At 69.1% G+C, this 15,702-nt stretch carries 15 protein-coding genes; 4 read left to right on the top strand and 11 right to left on the bottom strand.

What is annotated here, in order from left to right; translation table 11 throughout:
- Nucleotides 1-61: 61 nt before the first annotated feature.
- From P0W64_RS13275 to P0W64_RS22540, 4 genes are all read left to right on the top strand, one after another.
- Nucleotides 62-1,267, top strand: a complete 1,206-nt coding sequence (locus P0W64_RS13275; protein WP_275480596.1) for a CoA transferase — start codon at nucleotides 62-64, stop codon at nucleotides 1,265-1,267.
- On the top strand, nucleotides 1,264-2,208 hold the full coding sequence (locus P0W64_RS13270; protein WP_275480595.1) for a hydroxymethylglutaryl-CoA lyase: 945 nt from the start codon (nucleotides 1,264-1,266) through the stop codon (nucleotides 2,206-2,208). The genes P0W64_RS13275 and P0W64_RS13270 overlap by 4 nt, the downstream gene beginning before the upstream one ends.
- Nucleotides 2,205-3,191: a D-glycerate dehydrogenase gene (locus P0W64_RS13265; RefSeq protein ID WP_275480594.1), complete on the top strand. Its 987-nt coding sequence runs from the start codon at nucleotides 2,205-2,207 to the stop codon at nucleotides 3,189-3,191. Before P0W64_RS13270 ends, P0W64_RS13265 begins: the two co-directional genes overlap by 4 nt.
- A gap of 290 nt (nucleotides 3,192-3,481) precedes the next feature.
- Nucleotides 3,482-3,715: an excalibur calcium-binding domain-containing protein gene (locus P0W64_RS22540; protein ID WP_343232858.1), complete on the top strand. Its 234-nt coding sequence runs from the start codon at nucleotides 3,482-3,484 to the stop codon at nucleotides 3,713-3,715.
- Between the two features lie 98 nt (nucleotides 3,716-3,813).
- Here P0W64_RS22540 and P0W64_RS13255 read toward each other — a convergent pair whose 3' ends face one another.
- The 11 genes from P0W64_RS13255 to P0W64_RS13205 form a co-directional block, all read right to left on the bottom strand.
- On the bottom strand, nucleotides 3,814-5,175 hold the full coding sequence (locus P0W64_RS13255) for a TerD family protein (protein WP_275480593.1): 1,362 nt from the start codon (nucleotides 5,173-5,175) through the stop codon (nucleotides 3,814-3,816).
- Entirely contained in the window at nucleotides 5,163-6,008 is an 846-nt protein-coding gene (locus P0W64_RS13250; protein WP_275480592.1) for an HAD family hydrolase, read from the bottom strand. The genes P0W64_RS13255 and P0W64_RS13250 overlap by 13 nt, the downstream gene beginning before the upstream one ends.
- The gene (locus tag P0W64_RS13245; protein WP_275480591.1) at nucleotides 6,005-7,117 is read right to left on the bottom strand and encodes a cysteine protease StiP family protein; all 1,113 of its coding nucleotides are present in this window, start codon (nucleotides 7,115-7,117) and stop codon (nucleotides 6,005-6,007) included. The genes P0W64_RS13250 and P0W64_RS13245 overlap by 4 nt, the downstream gene beginning before the upstream one ends.
- Nucleotides 7,114-8,292 (bottom strand): phosphoribosyltransferase family protein, encoded by a 1,179-nt coding sequence (locus tag P0W64_RS13240; protein WP_275480590.1) that lies wholly within the window; start codon nucleotides 8,290-8,292, stop codon nucleotides 7,114-7,116. Before P0W64_RS13240 ends, P0W64_RS13245 begins: the two co-directional genes overlap by 4 nt.
- 68 nt (nucleotides 8,293-8,360) lie before the next feature.
- Nucleotides 8,361-9,509 (bottom strand): HpcH/HpaI aldolase/citrate lyase family protein, encoded by a 1,149-nt coding sequence (locus tag P0W64_RS13235; protein WP_275480648.1) that lies wholly within the window; start codon nucleotides 9,507-9,509, stop codon nucleotides 8,361-8,363.
- Nucleotides 9,510-9,520: 11 nt separating this feature from the next.
- Nucleotides 9,521-10,717, bottom strand: a complete 1,197-nt coding sequence (locus tag P0W64_RS13230; RefSeq protein ID WP_275480589.1) for a hypothetical protein — start codon at nucleotides 10,715-10,717, stop codon at nucleotides 9,521-9,523.
- A gap of 78 nt (nucleotides 10,718-10,795) precedes the next feature.
- Nucleotides 10,796-11,872 carry a DUF475 domain-containing protein gene (locus tag P0W64_RS13225; protein ID WP_275480588.1) on the bottom strand — a complete coding sequence of 359 codons (1,077 nt, stop codon included), beginning with the start codon at nucleotides 11,870-11,872 and terminating at the stop codon, nucleotides 10,796-10,798.
- Between the two features lie 98 nt (nucleotides 11,873-11,970).
- Nucleotides 11,971-12,546, bottom strand: a complete 576-nt coding sequence (locus tag P0W64_RS13220) for a TerD family protein (RefSeq protein WP_275480587.1) — start codon at nucleotides 12,544-12,546, stop codon at nucleotides 11,971-11,973.
- Between the two features lie 237 nt (nucleotides 12,547-12,783).
- Nucleotides 12,784-14,337: an FAD-dependent oxidoreductase gene (locus tag P0W64_RS13215; protein ID WP_275480586.1), complete on the bottom strand. Its 1,554-nt coding sequence runs from the start codon at nucleotides 14,335-14,337 to the stop codon at nucleotides 12,784-12,786.
- Nucleotides 14,334-15,191 carry an FAD:protein FMN transferase gene (locus P0W64_RS13210; RefSeq protein WP_275480585.1) on the bottom strand — a complete coding sequence of 286 codons (858 nt, stop codon included), beginning with the start codon at nucleotides 15,189-15,191 and terminating at the stop codon, nucleotides 14,334-14,336. Before P0W64_RS13210 ends, P0W64_RS13215 begins: the two co-directional genes overlap by 4 nt.
- Before the next feature lie 2 nt (nucleotides 15,192-15,193).
- The gene (locus P0W64_RS13205) at nucleotides 15,194-15,664 is read right to left on the bottom strand and encodes a calcium-binding protein (protein WP_275480584.1); all 471 of its coding nucleotides are present in this window, start codon (nucleotides 15,662-15,664) and stop codon (nucleotides 15,194-15,196) included.
- Nucleotides 15,665-15,702: the final 38 nt, after the last annotated feature.

Raw genomic sequence — 15,702 nt, 5'->3', positions numbered from 1 at the left:
TCGAACTCTGGCCGCCATCGTGACCGGTCTGCTATCACCGAGAAGGAACCGAAGGAGGACCATGGCCGCCGATGCCCTGCCGCTCGACGGAGTGCGCGTGCTCGAGCTCGGAAACTACATCGCGGCGCCGACCGCAGGGCGGTTGCTCGCAGACTTCGGCGCCGAGGTGATCAAGGTGGAGCGCCCCGTCACCGGCGACGAGTTGCGGAACTGGCGCCTCTACGCAGGCGATACCTCGATGCTGTACCGCACCATCAACCGCAACAAGAAGTCGATCGTCCTGGATCTGCGGACCGAGCGCGGCCGTGAGCTCGTGCTAGAGCTGGCCGCGAGGTGCGACGTGCTTCTGGAGAACTTCCGCCCCGGCACGCTGGAGAAATGGGGGATCGGCCCGGCGGCGCTGAACGCGGTCAATCCGGACCTCGTCGTCACGCGGATCTCTGCGTTCGGGCAGACCGGTCCCCTCGCGGAGCGTCCGGGTTTCGCGGCGGTCGCCGAGGCTGTCGGCGGTATGCGTGAGCTGGTCGGTGATCCCGACCGGCCGCCGGTGCGCGTCGGGGTGTCGATCGGCGACTCGATCGCCGGTATCTACGCCGCGTTCGGCACCGTCATGTCCCTCTTCCAGCGTGAGTCCTATCGCAACCGGGACGCGGGCCGGGTCGCGCTCGACCAGCGGGTCATCGATGTAGCGCTCAACGAGGCGATCCTTTCCGTCATGGAATCCCTCGTCCCCGACTACCTCGCCTACGGGGTGCAGCGTGAGCGGGTCGGCGGCCGGATGGAGGGCATCGCCCCGTCGAACGCGTACCCGACGGCGGACGGCCGCAGCATCATCATCGGTGGCAACGGCGACGCGATCTACGGGCGCTACATGCGGACGATCGGCCGCCCAGACCTCGCGGAAGACCCTGGGCTGCAGACGAATGCGGGACGCTGGGATCGTCGGGAGGAGCTCGACACGGCCATCGGCGCGTGGTCGCGCACACTCACCGCCGACGAGGCCCTGCGCATCCTCGACGAGGCGGGCGTCCCGTCCGGCCCCATCTATTCCGCCTCGGACATCGTCGCAGACGAACAGTACAAGGCTCGCAACATGATCCAGGAGTTCGAGGTCGACGTGGGCGGGGACGCTCCTGTTTCCGTGGGCTTCCCGGGCATCGTTCCGGTTCTGGGCGGACGATCGCTGTCCATCCGCAACGTCGGGCCGGACCTCGGCGAGCACACCGCCGAGGTGCTCCGTGATCTGCTCGGAACGGAGGAGCCGTGAGCCGCACGTTCAGCCCGGTCGCTGAGCTCCGCGACGTCACCCTGCGCGACGGCCTGCAGCTGACCGGGAAGCTGCTCCGGACGGAGCGCAAGGTCGAGATCGCGAGACACCTTCTCGCGTTGGGCATCCCGTATCTCGAGGTGGGATCGATGGCGCGCGGCGATCTGGTGCCCCCGATGGCGGACACCCTCGACGTGATCGCTGCGCTGACCCCGGAAGAACTGGCGCGCTGCTACGTGTGGGTCGCGACGCCGCGCCATGTCGAGAAGGCCGCCGCAGCGGGCGTGCGGAACTTCCAGTACTGCCTGTCCGCCACCGACGCCCACAATCGCGCCAACATCGGGCGCACCACAGAGGCCAGTGTCGCCGCGTTCCCCGAGGCCGCCGCGCGCGCCGCCGACGTGGGCGGGACCATCCAGCTGTGCGTCGCGACAGCGCTCACATGCCCGTTCGAGGGATACGTCGATCCGTCGCGGGTGACCGCGATCGCCGCCGATGACCGCACTGCCGCGGCGACCGACATCGTCCTCGCGGACACCCTCGGACAGGCGGTGCCTACGCAGGTGGCGGAGCTGTTCGAGACGGTGCGGTCGGAATCGCCGCCGCGGCGCATGATCTTCCACGGCCACGACACCTGGGGCATGGGCGTGGCGAACAGCCTCGCTGCGGTGGCGGCGGGTGCGTCCGTGGTCGACGGTGCCCTCGGCGGCCTGGGAGGCTGTCCGTTCGCACCCGGCGCGAGCGGTAACGCATCGACGGAGGATCTGTTGTTCGCGCTGCGTCCGCCCTGGTTCACGCCCGCCGTGCTGACGGAGCTGGTGGGGATAGCCGATGCGCTACTCGCCGATGTCGGCGAGCCAGGACGGTCGAAGGCCGCCCAGGGGGCGCGCTCGGAGGCCACCGCGTTCGAATGGGTGGTGCGCGGAGTGAGGACGGAATGAGCGACTTCCTGGTCACTACAGAGCTTCCCGGCGATGGGATGCGGCGTCTCGCCGCCGCTGGCAGCGTTCGGCTGGCCGAGCGGCCTTTCGGTGCAACGGAACTGGCGGAGGCGTGCCGGTCCGGCGATTACCGCGTGGTCGTCGCCCAGCTGGCCGACCACTTCGACGCACAGTTACTGGGCGACGCCAGGATATCCGGCATCAGCAACTACGCCGTCGGGTTCAACAACATCGACATCGACGCTGCGACAGACAATTCCATCATCGTCGGGAACACGCCGGGTGTGCTCACCGACTCGACCGCGGACATCGCGATGCTACTGATCCTGGGTGTCGCGCGCCGCGCGGTCGAATCCGATGCCTTCGTCCGCCGAGGCGCCTTCAAGGGCTGGGAACCGGACCTGCTGCTCGGGCACGATGTGACCGGAAGACGCCTGGGCATGGCTGGGTTCGGTCGAATCGGTAAGGCGACCGCTCGCCGGGCGCTCGCATTCGGTATGGAGGTCGCCTTCTGTCCACGCCCGCCCGCGGATCGCGCGGTGACGGACGACGAACTCGGGGATCTCGCGGGTCGCGTCACCCACGTCGCGTGGGACGAGTTGGTCGAGACGAGCGACTTCCTCTCCGTACACGTGCCGCTCGCCGCCGAGACTCGGCATCTCGTCGACGCACGAGTGCTGCGCCGCATGAAGCCCACCGCGATCCTCGTCAACACCGCGCGTGGCCCCGTAGTCGATGAGGCGGCGCTGGTCGAGGCGCTACGCGACGGCGAGATCGCGGGCGCCGGCCTGGACGTGTACGAGGACGAACCGCGGCTCGCCTCCGGTTTGACCGAGCAGCCGAACACGGTCCTGCTACCCCATATCGGGAGTGCCACGCTTGCCGTCCGGGCCGCGATGTCGCGGCTGTGCGCGGACAACGCCGTTGCCATGCTGCGCGGCGAGATCCCGCCGCACCCAGTCAATCCCGAGGCGTGGCGATAGGTCACACAGGTCAGTCGGCGATCCGGCGATCCGGCGATTCGGCGGTACCGGTTGCCGTTCCGCGTGCAGGTGACGTGCCGGCTCTTGTACGTGCCCGATTCCCTGCGGTCCGCCTTCTCGCAGTAGCGGCCCGGGGCTGCGGCGGCATGGGCGACGGTGGTGGGCGCGAATGTGAAAGGCAGTGGCCGCGGTGACGGCGGCTCTGGTGAAGGCGGCTGATCGGTGGGGCCTTCCTGTGGCGGCGCTCGAGCTGGAAGGTCGCGGCCCGGTCGCCGTGGTGGCTCTGGTCGGTGGCGGCATCGACCGTAACCCTGTGCCCGGTCGTCTCGCCGCCCACCAGCGAGGTCATGTCGCCGCAGACCACCGACTACACCACGCCGGCCACGACGCACGACAGTGGCGGAAGCGCCTACTACCGGAACTGTGCGGCGGCGCGAGCCGCCGGGGTCGCGCCGCTCCATGTGAGCGACCCGGGGTACAGGCGGAAGCTGGACCGGGACGGAGACGGCGTCGCCTGCGAGTGATGCGGTCACGAACCACAGCCGGAGGGCGCTTATACCGGTATATAGCGGGATAGGCGCTCTCAGGGCATGGTTCGTGACGGGCCGGGCGAGGGAGGGGGCTAGGCGGGAAGGAAGCGGCCGAGGCCGGGGAGTGCCTGCTTGGCGGTCTTCGCGTCCAGACACTCGCCGACGGCCTGCATCTTCCACTCGCCGCCCTGTCGGTGCAGTGTGCACATGACCATCGCGGTGTAAGGCATGCCGCCCTGTAAGGCGTAGCGAGCGAGCTCGATGTTCGTGGTCGAATCGACGAGGCGGCAGAAAGCGTTCGCGATCTGGTCGAACTTCTGGCCGCGGTACGAGGTCACAATGAACAGCAGCGTGGTCACCTGCGGCGGGATCCGGTGCAGATCCACGCGGATCGCCTCGTCATCGCCCTCTCCCTCCCCGGTGAGGTTGTCGCCGGAATGGACGACGGAACCGTCGCGGGAGGACAGCTGGCCGAAGTACACGATGTCCACGGGCTTCGGGCCCGAGTAGAGGATCGCCGACGCGTCCAGGTCGATATCGGACGATCGGCCGCCGCCGAAGAGTCCGCCGCGCCGCTGCACCGGATCCCATCCGAGGCCCATCATGATCGACGTCAGGGCCACGCCACCGTCCTTGCGCAGAACCACCTTCTGGCCTTTGCGGAGATCCACCCGACGGTTCTTCGTCAGGCTCACCTCGCCACCGTGCTGCGGTGCCTGAGGCGCCGGTGCAGACGGCTGTTGCGATGGCTGGTGAGCGTGCTGCTGCGGCGGCGTGTAGGACGGCGAGAAGTAGTCGGTCGGTGCGGAGCCGGCAGCGGGTGCGTAGTCGCCCTGTGGCCCAGGTGCCGATGGTGGCGCCGGGGGTGGCGTGTACGTGCCCTGCTGTGGCACAGGGTCGTACGGCGCCGCAGGCGTCGTGGGTGCGGGTGGCGCAGCAGGGGCTGTCGGTGCAGCGGGTGCCGCGGGCTCGTCGTCGACGGACACCCCGTGGTCGCGGACGAGGTCGGCGAAACCTCCGGCGTAGCCCTGCCCGACGGCGCGCACCTTCCACGCCCCCTGACGCCGGTAAACCTCTAGCGCGATGACCACGGACTCGCTACCGAGACCGTCCATCGTGTAGTCGTACAGCGGATTACCCGCGCCGTCGGAGACCCGCGCGACCGGCCGACCGAACTGCCCGAAGCTGCTGGAGGCGTCGTGGAGGGTGATGACGACGCGAACCTGCTCGATGTCGGCGGGAACCGCCGACGGGTCGATTCGGACCAGCCCGTTCTGCAGCTGCACCCCCGGCCCGTCGGGCTGGTTGAAGAACACGAAGTCCGCATCGGTGCGCACCTTCCCGGCGGCGGTGACGAGTAGAGCGGATAGATCGGCGGGCGCCGGGAGGTCGACCGTGACCGCCACGGGTCCGGGGGCGAGGGGGCCGTTCTGGCCTTTGGTCAGAGAGGACATGCGCGGACTCCTTCATCGGGAAGTACGGTCGTGCAATTGATCTGGAACCAGCGGGCGATCTCCTCGCCCGCACCGAGCCCGGCCCCGGCGGTCACCGCGAGACCGTCGTAGGTGACGCCCGCGGCCTCGAGTTCGCCGTGGCGGGGGCGGATGGCGGCATCGGCGGCCCGCAGCATACCGAGATCCAGCATGCCGTCACCCGCGGCGAGCACTCGTGCGTCGGCGGCCAGTCGGCCCTCAGAGATCAGCCGACGCCGGACCTCTGCGATGGCTGCCTCTTTGGTCGCCGGCCGCGGAACCGTATAGATCTTGCGGCCCTGTTGCGACACGTCCCAGCCGAGAGGGACGCAGTGCCCGCGCCAGCGGTCGACGAAGTGGGCGGGCGGATGATCGGCGACCAGGTAGCAGAACAGCCCGTCCGCCACTCGCAGTCGCGCCCATCCTTCGGTGAGCGGTCCGAGCCGGTCGACGATGTCTTCGAGCGAGGCGGGAAGCTCGGCGACCAGTGCATCCACCGCGCCGCGCCACACGGGGTCGCGTTCACCGTCGACGAGGACGGCGCCACCGTTGCTGGCGATGGCGTAGCGGGATCCCGAGCCCGGCAGCACGACCCGGCCGTACTGTTCGGGCGTGCGGGTCGTGACCGGCACGAGCTCTGCGTGCTCCTGCAGAGCGGCGAGGATCTCCCGGCTTCGAAGGGTCATGTGCGACAGAGGCGATCCGTCGTACATCTCGACGCAAACGGTCTCGTGCCGAGCGAATGCCTCGCCGCCCGCACTGCGGCTGTAGATGAGCGTCCGGTCGAGGTCCGACGTCACGAGCGTGTTCTTCACGCGCCCTCCTTGACCAAGCCCATACATGCGTATGTGAGCTCCGGCACGACATCGACGGGTACGCCGCGTTCCTCGGCCAGCCGGCGGATGTGCCGGTGCTCGGGGGCCTCCGCGTCGCGCACGAGTACGCGCCACGGGACCCGCCGCAGCAGAACGCGGGTGGTCTCGCCGATCCCCGGCTTCACCAGGTTCGCGGACGAGATGCCGTACTCCAGCCGGACGTCTTCGACCGAGCGCCAGCCCGCCCACGTCGGCGTGCGGTCGGCGGCGCCGAGCTCGGTAGCCCGGGTTCGCGCCGCGTCGGACGAGTCGGCGAAGTGCCCGGACACCGTATCCAGCAACAGGTTCGACACGTCATGCGGTGCGAGGTCCACATAGAACTTCGCACCGTGGAAGTCGCGGGGCCCGATGTACTGCGCATTCAGAACGGTCCTCGACACGAGTCCGGACACCGTCGAGTTGAGGCATGCCGATGCGATCAGGAAGTCGTCGCGGGTACCGTAGGTGCGCGCACACGCGCCCGGGTCCGCAAGGACTGCGAGGTCGGGATTCAGAGCGGGCCCGTCGTATTCATCGAGTGCTGCCGTCAGTTCGCGGGTGATCGCGCCCTTGCCGGTCCATCCGTCCACGAACACGATCGATCCCGGGTCATGTCGCGCCACCAGGTGGTTCAGTGCCACCTCGTCGATGCCGCGGTCGCGGACGATGGAGATCGAGTAGTGCGGGAGTTCGAGCCCGTGGAACCGAGCGGCCCACCGTCGTATGAGTACGCCGATCGGTGTGCCGGCGCGGGCGAGGGATACGAGCGTCAAATCGCGTCCGCGTTCGGCGAGCAGCAGCTCCGTCACCGCGCCGACCGCCTCTGCGAGGCGGGGAGCGGACTCCGTGAGTGCCACGTCGAACAGCGCCCGATACGCTGCGGTCGGCTGATACTCGACTGGCAGTGACTCGGCGTAATGCGCAGTACCGGACTGGATCCCGTGCTCGCGTTCGTCGACAGCGGCCTCCAGGGGGACGGTCGACAGGTCCTTGAGCAGCCAGATGACCTCGTCCGGACGGTACGAGCCGAATGTCGGACCCCGGAGCGGCGGGGTGGCGATCGCGCTCACCGCTGCGCCGCCCGGTGGCTGAGCGGGCGGCGGGCCTGCGCGAGATCCTCCTGGCGCGACGCTGGTACTACTGCGACGGTGACGTCATGCCCAGCGGCCGTGAGGACGTCCAGCAGACCGCCGGGCGCACGGAGCCTGTCGGTGTCGGCGCGTGAATCGGCGACGAAGAGGATCTGAGTCGGTCGGTCCGTGCCCGGCAGTTCTGCGTTGTAGAGATGCCTGTAGGGGGCCGGATCCGGCTCCGGAGAGATGAAGCGGAAGCCGCGACGCAGCGGATAGTCCGGTGAGTCAAACACGTAAGCAGGTGACCGCGTTGTGGTTTGGTAGTGCACATCGAAGCCGATCTCGCCGAGGGATTCGGCGACGCATAGCGGCAGGTACATGAGCTCTTCGTGTCCTACAACCAGTAGTCGTCGGCCGGGGTCGAGATGTGGAGATACCGCGAGAGCGACGTCGCCGGCCGCCGAGCGGATTCGGTCGTGCTCCTGGCGCAGCACCCCGTGCCGACCGCCGTCGGGCACGTCGCTCGGCCAGGGGACCTGCAGGATGCGGGTCGCGCCTGCGCGCGGGGAGATCGGATTCCACTCAGCGGAAGGCAGATCTGCGACCAGCTCCGGTAGGCCGGTCGGGACGTCTACCGATCCCGTTGCCAGCGATACGAACTCGATCGATGGTGCGGCCGAGTGCTGCACGTTGTTACGCACGTCGACCAGCGACGCGACGATGTATCGGTCGTGCGGGGTGATCGCGTGCAGCGCCCGGATCGAGTCGAGTGCGGTCGTACCGGTGGAGATCTCGTCGTCCACCAGGACCAGGACCCGGCCGGAATCGAGGAGCTCGGGCGAACTCGGCTGCAGGAGATGTTCCGTCGCATGCGAATGGCCCTCGGTGAATGTCCCATGTGTGTGGGCGCCCCTACGGCGCGTCGAGTGCAGGTACACCTCCGAGCCGAGCCGTGCAGCGACGCAGTGGCCGAGTCCCGTCGCGGTCTCGGCGAAACCGAACACTGTCGCGGGAGCGCCGCGCAGGAGGACGGCGACCTGATCGGCGAGCGCGTCTGCCGAATCGCGCACCGTCGCCGGCGGAGTGGGGAGGTGTTTGCCCAATACAGTCGACACCAGTAGGTGGGCGCGTCGGGGGTTCTGGCGCAGCCCGGGTCGGATCAGATGACTCACGGGTGTTCCGTCGGGCGAGTCATGCACGCGCAAGCCGAGTTCCGACACGGACCAGGGCGCGGCGGCGGTCATCGTTCCGCCAACGCGCGGAGTAGGTCGGCATGTGTCACTCCGGCGCGGATCACGCCGAATGCCGATGCGCGCAGCAGTGTCTGTTCGGCCCAGAGCCGGTGCGGCTTCACCTCGTTCATCTTGTTCCGGTATGCCGACGGGGTGATGCCCGAGCCGGCTCGGCCGATGTCCAGTGCGTCCTGGTACTCCTCGTGCGATACGGCTGCCAGCGCGTGCACCACGGGCACGTGCGACGGATGGATGACGGTCTTGCCGTACAGTCCGTTCGCTCGGTCGAGTGCGACCTCGCGCAGCAGGCCGCCGATATCCGGGGACACGGGGAACGGGCCGCCCGGACGCGCTCCGAAAGCCTTTGCGTGCGAACGTGCATCGCTGTCGAAGTACTCCCAAACAGGGCCCGTGACGACGAAGCCCGTCCCGTCGCTGCGGCCGAACCGGTTGACGATCGCCGCTATCGCATCCGCCACCACGCGTACGTCGTACACGGTGAGATCGCGGTCGCGGCGGATGCCGAACAGACTGCACATATCCGTGGCGCCGACGCGAACCGCGAGAATGCGCTCGCGGTGCGCTGCGAGGAGAGCGGCGATCCCATCCAGCTCGGCGTCCCGGCTCTCGCGGTATACGAGCTCAGGTCCTTCTAGAACCGGCATCGCATAGAGCCACTTACCCGCTCGCTCGGAGGCATCCGCGACGGCAGCCAGGGACGAGGTGCCGTCGGCGGCAGCGAACTTGGGCAGGACGAAGCCGGTGAGGGCCTCGACCTCCGGGCCGAGGGCTTCGGTGATCCGCGTGATCGCCCCTGCGCTGCGCGGCCGGACGAACAGCAGCATCGCCGCCGCTGGAGTGCCCGCTAGCTCCCGCAGGGCCGAGATCGCCTGCAGGGTAGCCTTTTCGACGTCGTCGTCGGCTACCGCGTCCTCGAGGTCGACCACCATGGACGCGACCCCGTCCGCGTACCGCCGGGCTACGAGCTCCGCGAGACCGGGTCGGGTCGCGGGGACGTAGAGCGTGGCGCCGAGCGCGTGCGCGAGCAGGTCCCGCGGGGCGTCGTCGGTGAAAGGCTGCGGGGCGCAAAGGAACAGGGCGTCAACGTCGGACTGCGGCAGTCGATGGAAGTGCCGAAGTGCGGACGGCGCGGGCAGCGGCGCGGCAGTCACGGGTTCGCCGTCCCACGCATGCGCGAGACCACCTGCGCGATATCGCGTTCGACGGCCTCCAATTCCTGGAGGTAGCGCCAGTAGTCCGGGTGCACGCGTTCGAGGGCCTGCGACGCCCGCTCGATCCGGTCGTGCTGCGCGTCGAGGACCGAACCCCACTCGCCTACAAGCCGCTTCTGGACCGCGAGGTGCTGAGCGTCGCGGAGTTTGAAGCGGGCCTTATCGGCGGGCACGTTCGTGTCGGCGCGGACTTCGCGCAGGAGCCGGAGCCTCTCGGTGACGGCGTCGACCGCGCGGCCCGCCCGCTCGAGGTGGTCGCGCGCCGTCGAAACGGCATCGAGGGCACCGTCGGGCGATTCGGTGGCGAGGCACCGTTGGGCGTCTTGGAGCGCAGCCTCTGCGGCGCGGGCTTCGTCTGCGGCGACCCGGTCGTTGTCGACGAGGTCGGCCGAACACTCCGAGCTGAACTCTCGCAGGATCGCGGAGCGGGTCGGGCCGAGGCCCTCGGCACGCGTGCGGACCGCGCTGAGGCGGGTGGTGGCCGAGGCGATCGCGCGCCGCGCCGCATCGGGGAGGCCGGGGGCCGCGTCGAGCGCGGCGTGTACCTGCGCGGCGGCGGCGTCCACCTCGTCGGCAGCGGTGTCCCGGGTCGGAACATCGGGTGCGCCGTCGAGTCGCCCCATCGCTGCGATGAGCGCGTCGGTGGCGGCCCCGACGGTGGTGAGCTGTAGGTAGGGGGCCGCCTCGGGCGACTCGAGCCTGGTCGTGACTCCGTTCGCGGCGGTCCGTGCCGCCAGCAGCTTACGTTCGGAGACCGCGCGGGCGCCCCGGGCGCTGGCGATGCGGCTCTCGTTGCGGGACCGGAAGCGATCCATTGCTGCCGCGATCTCGTTCAGCTCGCGACCGCACGCGTCTTGATCGGCCGCGGTGGGTGGTCGCGTTCCCTGTTCCGAACCGCTCGCCCACATGTAGCGCTCCGTTGCGGCGCCGAAGCGGTCGACGAGCGGCGCCCACGCCGAGGCGAGGTCGCCGTCGCCGGCGACCTCCTGTGCGTCGCGCACGGCGGTATCGAGCTCCGAGAAGCGTCGGTCCACCTCGAGAAACGCGGACGTCAGAGCAGTGAGGGTGGGCGGGACGGCGGGTGAAGGCTCGTCGTTCCCGCCGAACAGCCGGCGCATCCTGTTGCCTCCCACTCCCCGATGGTATCGGCGGGTGCCCCGCTGGGCCGGTGTGTGGACGACGTGCATGAACTCTCCCCCCGGGGCGCTCCGCTACACGGTCGTTTCGACGGGTTCGCCCGCGTCGCGATGGTTGCGGTTGAAGACGATGCTCGACACCAGCGATGCCACGATGAGCACCACTCCGACCAGGCCGGTGACCACCTCAGGGACCTCCTGGTGGATCGAGTAGAACAGGATGAGCGCCAGGGCGCCGATAGCCCAGTGCGCGCCGTGCTCGAGGAAGATGTACTCGTTCAGCGTGCCCTGCCGAACCAGGTAGACCGTGATCGAGCGCACGAACATCGCACCGATGAAGCCCAGGCCGAGGGCGATGATGATCGGGTCGGCGGTGATCGCGAACGCGCCGATCACGCCGTCGAAGGAGAACGAGGCGTCGAGCACCTCGAGGTACAGGAACAGGAAGAACGCCGCCTTGCCGGTCGCCTTGATCAGCTCGTTGCGGCCGCTGGCGGGCGAGCCCTCGTCGCCCTCCTCCTCGACGTGGAACAGCTCGCCCAGCCCGTTGACCACGATGTAGACCACCATCCCCAGTAGGCCGGCGATGAGGACCGTGGACTTCTCGTGCTCGGGTGTGAGCCACGTGGCAGTCACCAGCAGCAGGGCGATGGCCACGACGACCGACAGCTGATCGAGCTTGCCGACCTTCTGCAGAGGCCGCTCGATCCAGCTCAGCCAGGTGTGTTCCTTCTCGTCGAAGAGGAAATCGAGGAACAGCATGAGCAGGAACATGCCGCCGAACGCCGCGATCTGCGGGTGCGCGGCGGTGACCAGAGACTCGTACGTCTCGCCGTGCGACGGCGGGTTCAGGGCCAGATCGAGCGCGCGGATCGGGTTCAGCCCGGCCGTGATCCACACGATCGCAAGTGGGAACACCAGGCGCATGCCGACGACCGCGATCAGCACGCCCACCGTCAGGAACATGCGCTGCCAGAACTCGCTCATCCGTTGCAGCACCGTGGCGTTGATGATGGCGTTGTCGAACGACAGGCTGACCTCGAGGACGCCCAGGATCGCGGCGAGGAAGAGGGCCTGCGGGCCGCCGTAGAGGAAGGCGACGATCAAGGATACGACTGTGACCAGGATCGACAGTCGGAAGATGCGGAACACCGGCGCGGTGACCTTTCGTGGATGAGGCGCCCTGCGTCAGGTGCGCCGAGAACGGCCGCGGCGTGACCGCCGTGGCCGTCCGTGAGCGTTAGGGACGGTCAGACGTTGACGCCGAAGTCGCGGGCGATGCCGGCGAGGCCCGAGGCGTACCCCTGGCCGATGGCGCGGAACTTCCACTCGGCACCGTTGCGGTACAGCTCGCCGAACACCATCGCGGTCTCGGTGGACGCGTCCTCTGTGAGGTCGTAACGGGCGAGCTCACGCCCGTCGGCCTGGTTGACGACGCGGATGTAGGCGTTGCGCACCTGGCCGAAGGACTGGCCGCGCGAGTCGGCCTCGTAGATCGAAACCGGGAAGTTGATGGAGTCGACGTTCGGCGGCACGGCAGCGAGGTTGACCTTGATGGACTCGTCGTCGCCCTCGCCCTCGCCTGTCAAGTTGTCACCGGTGTGCTCGATGGAACCGTCCGGCGACTTGAGGTTGTTGAAGAAGACGAAGTACTGGTCGTTCACGACGCGCTTGTCGGTACCCAGACCCAGCGCGCTCGCGTCCAGATCGAAATCCGAGCCGGTGGTCGTCCGGGCGTCCCATCCGAGCCCGACGGTGACGGCCGTGAGCCCGGGGGCCTCCTTGGTCAGCGAGACGTTGCCGCCCTTGGTGAGACTGACTCCCATTGCTGTTTCCTCCCTGTCGAAGCCCCGCGAGGGGGTGTGTCGGCGCCCACTATACGTACATTTGCGCGCATCGGCCGGGCCTTCCCGCCGGCGCCTGCGGTCTCGTGAGTCCTGTTCTGCCACAGTGCAACAGAGCCCTTACCGACGGATCGATTCCTGGCCGTCGAGCGGAGGCAGGCGGTTTCCGTGCCCGGTGTGGCGCGCCCGGGTCCACATCGGAAGGCGCTTCCGGCCGGGTCAGTAGCCGCTGAAGTAGTCGGTGCGCGTGCGCGCCACATGCGGAGCCAGGCCGCGGCGGACGGCGTGCACCATCGAGGGTGGGCCAGATACGTACGCGACGCGCTCACGGAGACCGGGGACCGTCGTCGGCAGGTCCTCCGGACGGATGAACGGGGCGGCCACGTGCGACCAACCTTCGGGTAGTTCGGCAGGAGCGGTGGGAGAGACGAGCACCACCGGCACGTCCGTCGCGATGAGTTCCTCTCGGAAAGCGACCGCATCACCGTCGGACACCCCGTATACGAGTACCGCGTCGCGAGGGCCGTGCCGCAGATGGCTGAGGAACGGCGTTATGCCGATTCCCCCGGCTACGAGTACCACGGGCGTCGTGGGATCCGTCGGCAGCAGGAAGTCGCCGCCGACCCCCGTGGCGGACACGACGGTGCCCGGTTCGAGTGCCAGCATCGCCTGCTTGTAGCTCGACGCCGGTTCCGGCACCCGCAGTGCGATACAGACGTGCGAATCGGACGGTGCGGAGGCGATGCTGAAGACGCGGCGGACACCCCGGCGGTCGGCGTGGGCATGCGGCAGGTGCAGCTCGACGTACTGGCCGGGTGCGAACCGCACCGGGCGCAGCGGCTCGAATACGAACTCCCACACTCCGCCCGGTAGTTCGCGCTTATGCACCAGCTCCAGTCGGATGCCGCCGCGCTGGCCGAAACCGAATGCGATCAGGTTCGCGGCCAGGAGTGCGAGCTCGGCTGTGGAATCGAAGATCCACATGTGCGGGGGCGTCGACAGGAAGGACAGCGAGAAGACGGGCCATGCGACGACGAAGCCCGCCACGACGGCGATCACGAGCTGCTGCCATCGGCGCGGCGGCAGCGTGAGCGGCTCGCTGAGCATGAAGCCACCCAGGAACACCAGCGGGTAGGAGACGGCGGCGAGCTTCGCGGCCGCGCCGGCGCCGGTGCCCGTCGACGCGAGGCCGATCACGATGAGCGCTCCGGCCACCAGTACGAACGTCACGCCGAGGCCGATCCTCCGGGTGCGGCGGAGCACCAGCAGCGCCGCGACGATCACGAACGGGAGCAGGGGCTCGCTCGCCGCCCACCACGTGGTCAGGAGGCGATCGGAGACGGGTACGCCGGCGAGCTGTGCGGCGATCGTCGTGAGCACGGCCCCCGCTGCGGCGGGGTTGAACACGTGGCGGCGGCGGATCGCGAGGACGTATTTCGACGCGTTCGCGAGCGCGGCGGCCAGCGCGAGCCACGCGAGCATGCGCGCGCTCGACTGCGGCCAGTACAGGAACCACAGCAGTAGCGCCGTGATCACCGCCGATTCGGTGTGCGGACGAGTCCGCAGAGTTAGGCCGAGGGCGCGGCTCGAGGCGACGGACGCCGCGAGCAGAACGACCAGCGACCCTGCCATCGCGCCCGGGCGGAAGACCGCACCGTCGAGGACGCCGGTGCAGGCGTAGCCGAACGACAGCGCCACAAGTGCCGCGAGGCACAGCGTGACCAGCCGGTACATCGTGACCCGGCCGAGCAGGTCGTCGAGGCGGGAGATCACGTGAACAGCTCGGCGGGCAGATCGGCGTCGTGGTGCACCCGCTGGTCATCGGTCATCAGTGCGTAGCGGAAGTCGAACTCGGAGCGCAGGCGCTCGGCAGGTGCGAAGAACAACGCGGTCGCGAGGGCGTCGGCGGTGCGGGCGTCGGACGCCCACACCCAGGTGGCGAGGACACCGTGGACGGGGATCCCGGTGCGCGCGTCCAAGAGGTGGTGCAGCCCCTCACCCCAGGCGCGGCGGTTGATCGCGGACGCGCACAGCGCCCCGGTCAGCTCGGTGGTACCGATCGCGAGCGACGGGTCGAGCGGATGTTCCAGTGCGACGGTGACCGCGGGCCCCTTGCGGACGAGGTCGCCGCTGCCGTCGATGGTGAACTCGGCGTGGTCCCGTGCGACGATGTCGGCTATCTGATCGGCGAGGTAGCCCTTTCCTGCCGCGCCCACGTCGAGGACGAACGGCTCCTTCGTGGTGAGAAACGGTGGATCCCAGCGATTCTCGTCCCAGATCGGCGCAGGCCGGGCTGGACCCGACGGGACGAGGCTGTAGTGCGCGTCGTAGCCGAGCCGCTCGAGCCCGTCTCCGACGGCGGCGCTCATCGCCCCGTCGGTGAGCCGGTACAGGCGGTCGTAGACGTCTATCAGTGGGCCGGCGTCGGCGGGCATCCGGTGACGGCCCGGCCCGGCCCGCAACGCGTCGACGACGGTACCGGGACGGAACCTGGACCAGTCACCGTCGTAGCGCTCGACGAGTGCTGTGATCTGCGCGCGCATCTCGCCGCCGAGCGGCTCCGCGGTGTCGACCTGCCACTCCGTGCCGATGCCGTCGAACCGCCACTGAGCCCCGGCCGCGGGCATCGTCAGGCCTTGGCCTTGCCGATGATCTGTTTGACCGCGTCGTTGAAGCCGCCGCCGGTGAGGGACGAGCCCGCAACCTTGGAGACCGACAGCGAGTCGATCTTCTTGCCGACGACCACGGAGGAGATGCCGCCCGCGAACTGCGTCTGGAACTGGCGGGAATTGGGGTTGGTGGGCTCCGGCGTGACCTTGACCGACTCCACGGTCCCCGCCGAGTCGATGGTCAGCTGCACGTCGACCTTCGCGGGGCCCGCGGGGTTGGTGTAGTGGCCCTCGACGTCGTAGGTGCCGGCCTTGTAGTGGCCGTCGCCGGCTGCGGCGCTCGCCGCCGTGGTCGCACTGGCTCCGGTCGGTCCGGCGGCCTGGGTGGCCGTCGACGCGGTGTCGGACGAACCCCCGCCACACGCTGCGGCTATGAGGAGGGCTGCGGCGGCAGCCGATGCGGCGAGGATCCTGCGGATGGTGATCTTCATTGTCGGTCGTCTCTCTGCGAGGCCTCGCGGCCCGGGCG

Origin of the sequence: Tsukamurella sp. 8F (genome assembly GCF_029167375.1) — a bacterium.
Taxonomy (GTDB): domain Bacteria; phylum Actinomycetota; class Actinomycetes; order Mycobacteriales; family Mycobacteriaceae; genus Tsukamurella.
The sequence above is the reverse complement of the archived record's forward strand: the minus strand, read 5'-3'. Positions and strand labels throughout refer to the sequence as shown.

Coding starts and splice junctions, on each gene's coding strand:
- P0W64_RS13210 (WP_275480585.1), bottom strand. CDS start 15,191: ATGCCCGCGGCCGGGGCTCAGTGGCGGTTCGACGGCATCGGCACGGAG.
- P0W64_RS13255 (WP_275480593.1), bottom strand. CDS start 5,175: ATGTCCTCTCTGACCAAAGGCCAGAACGGCCCCCTCGCCCCCGGACCC.
- P0W64_RS13205 (WP_275480584.1), bottom strand. CDS start 15,664: ATGAAGATCACCATCCGCAGGATCCTCGCCGCATCGGCTGCCGCCGCA.
- P0W64_RS13220 (WP_275480587.1), bottom strand. CDS start 12,546: ATGGGAGTCAGTCTCACCAAGGGCGGCAACGTCTCGCTGACCAAGGAG.
- P0W64_RS13275 (WP_275480596.1), top strand. CDS start 62: ATGGCCGCCGATGCCCTGCCGCTCGACGGAGTGCGCGTGCTCGAGCTC.
- P0W64_RS13265 (WP_275480594.1), top strand. CDS start 2,205: ATGAGCGACTTCCTGGTCACTACAGAGCTTCCCGGCGATGGGATGCGG.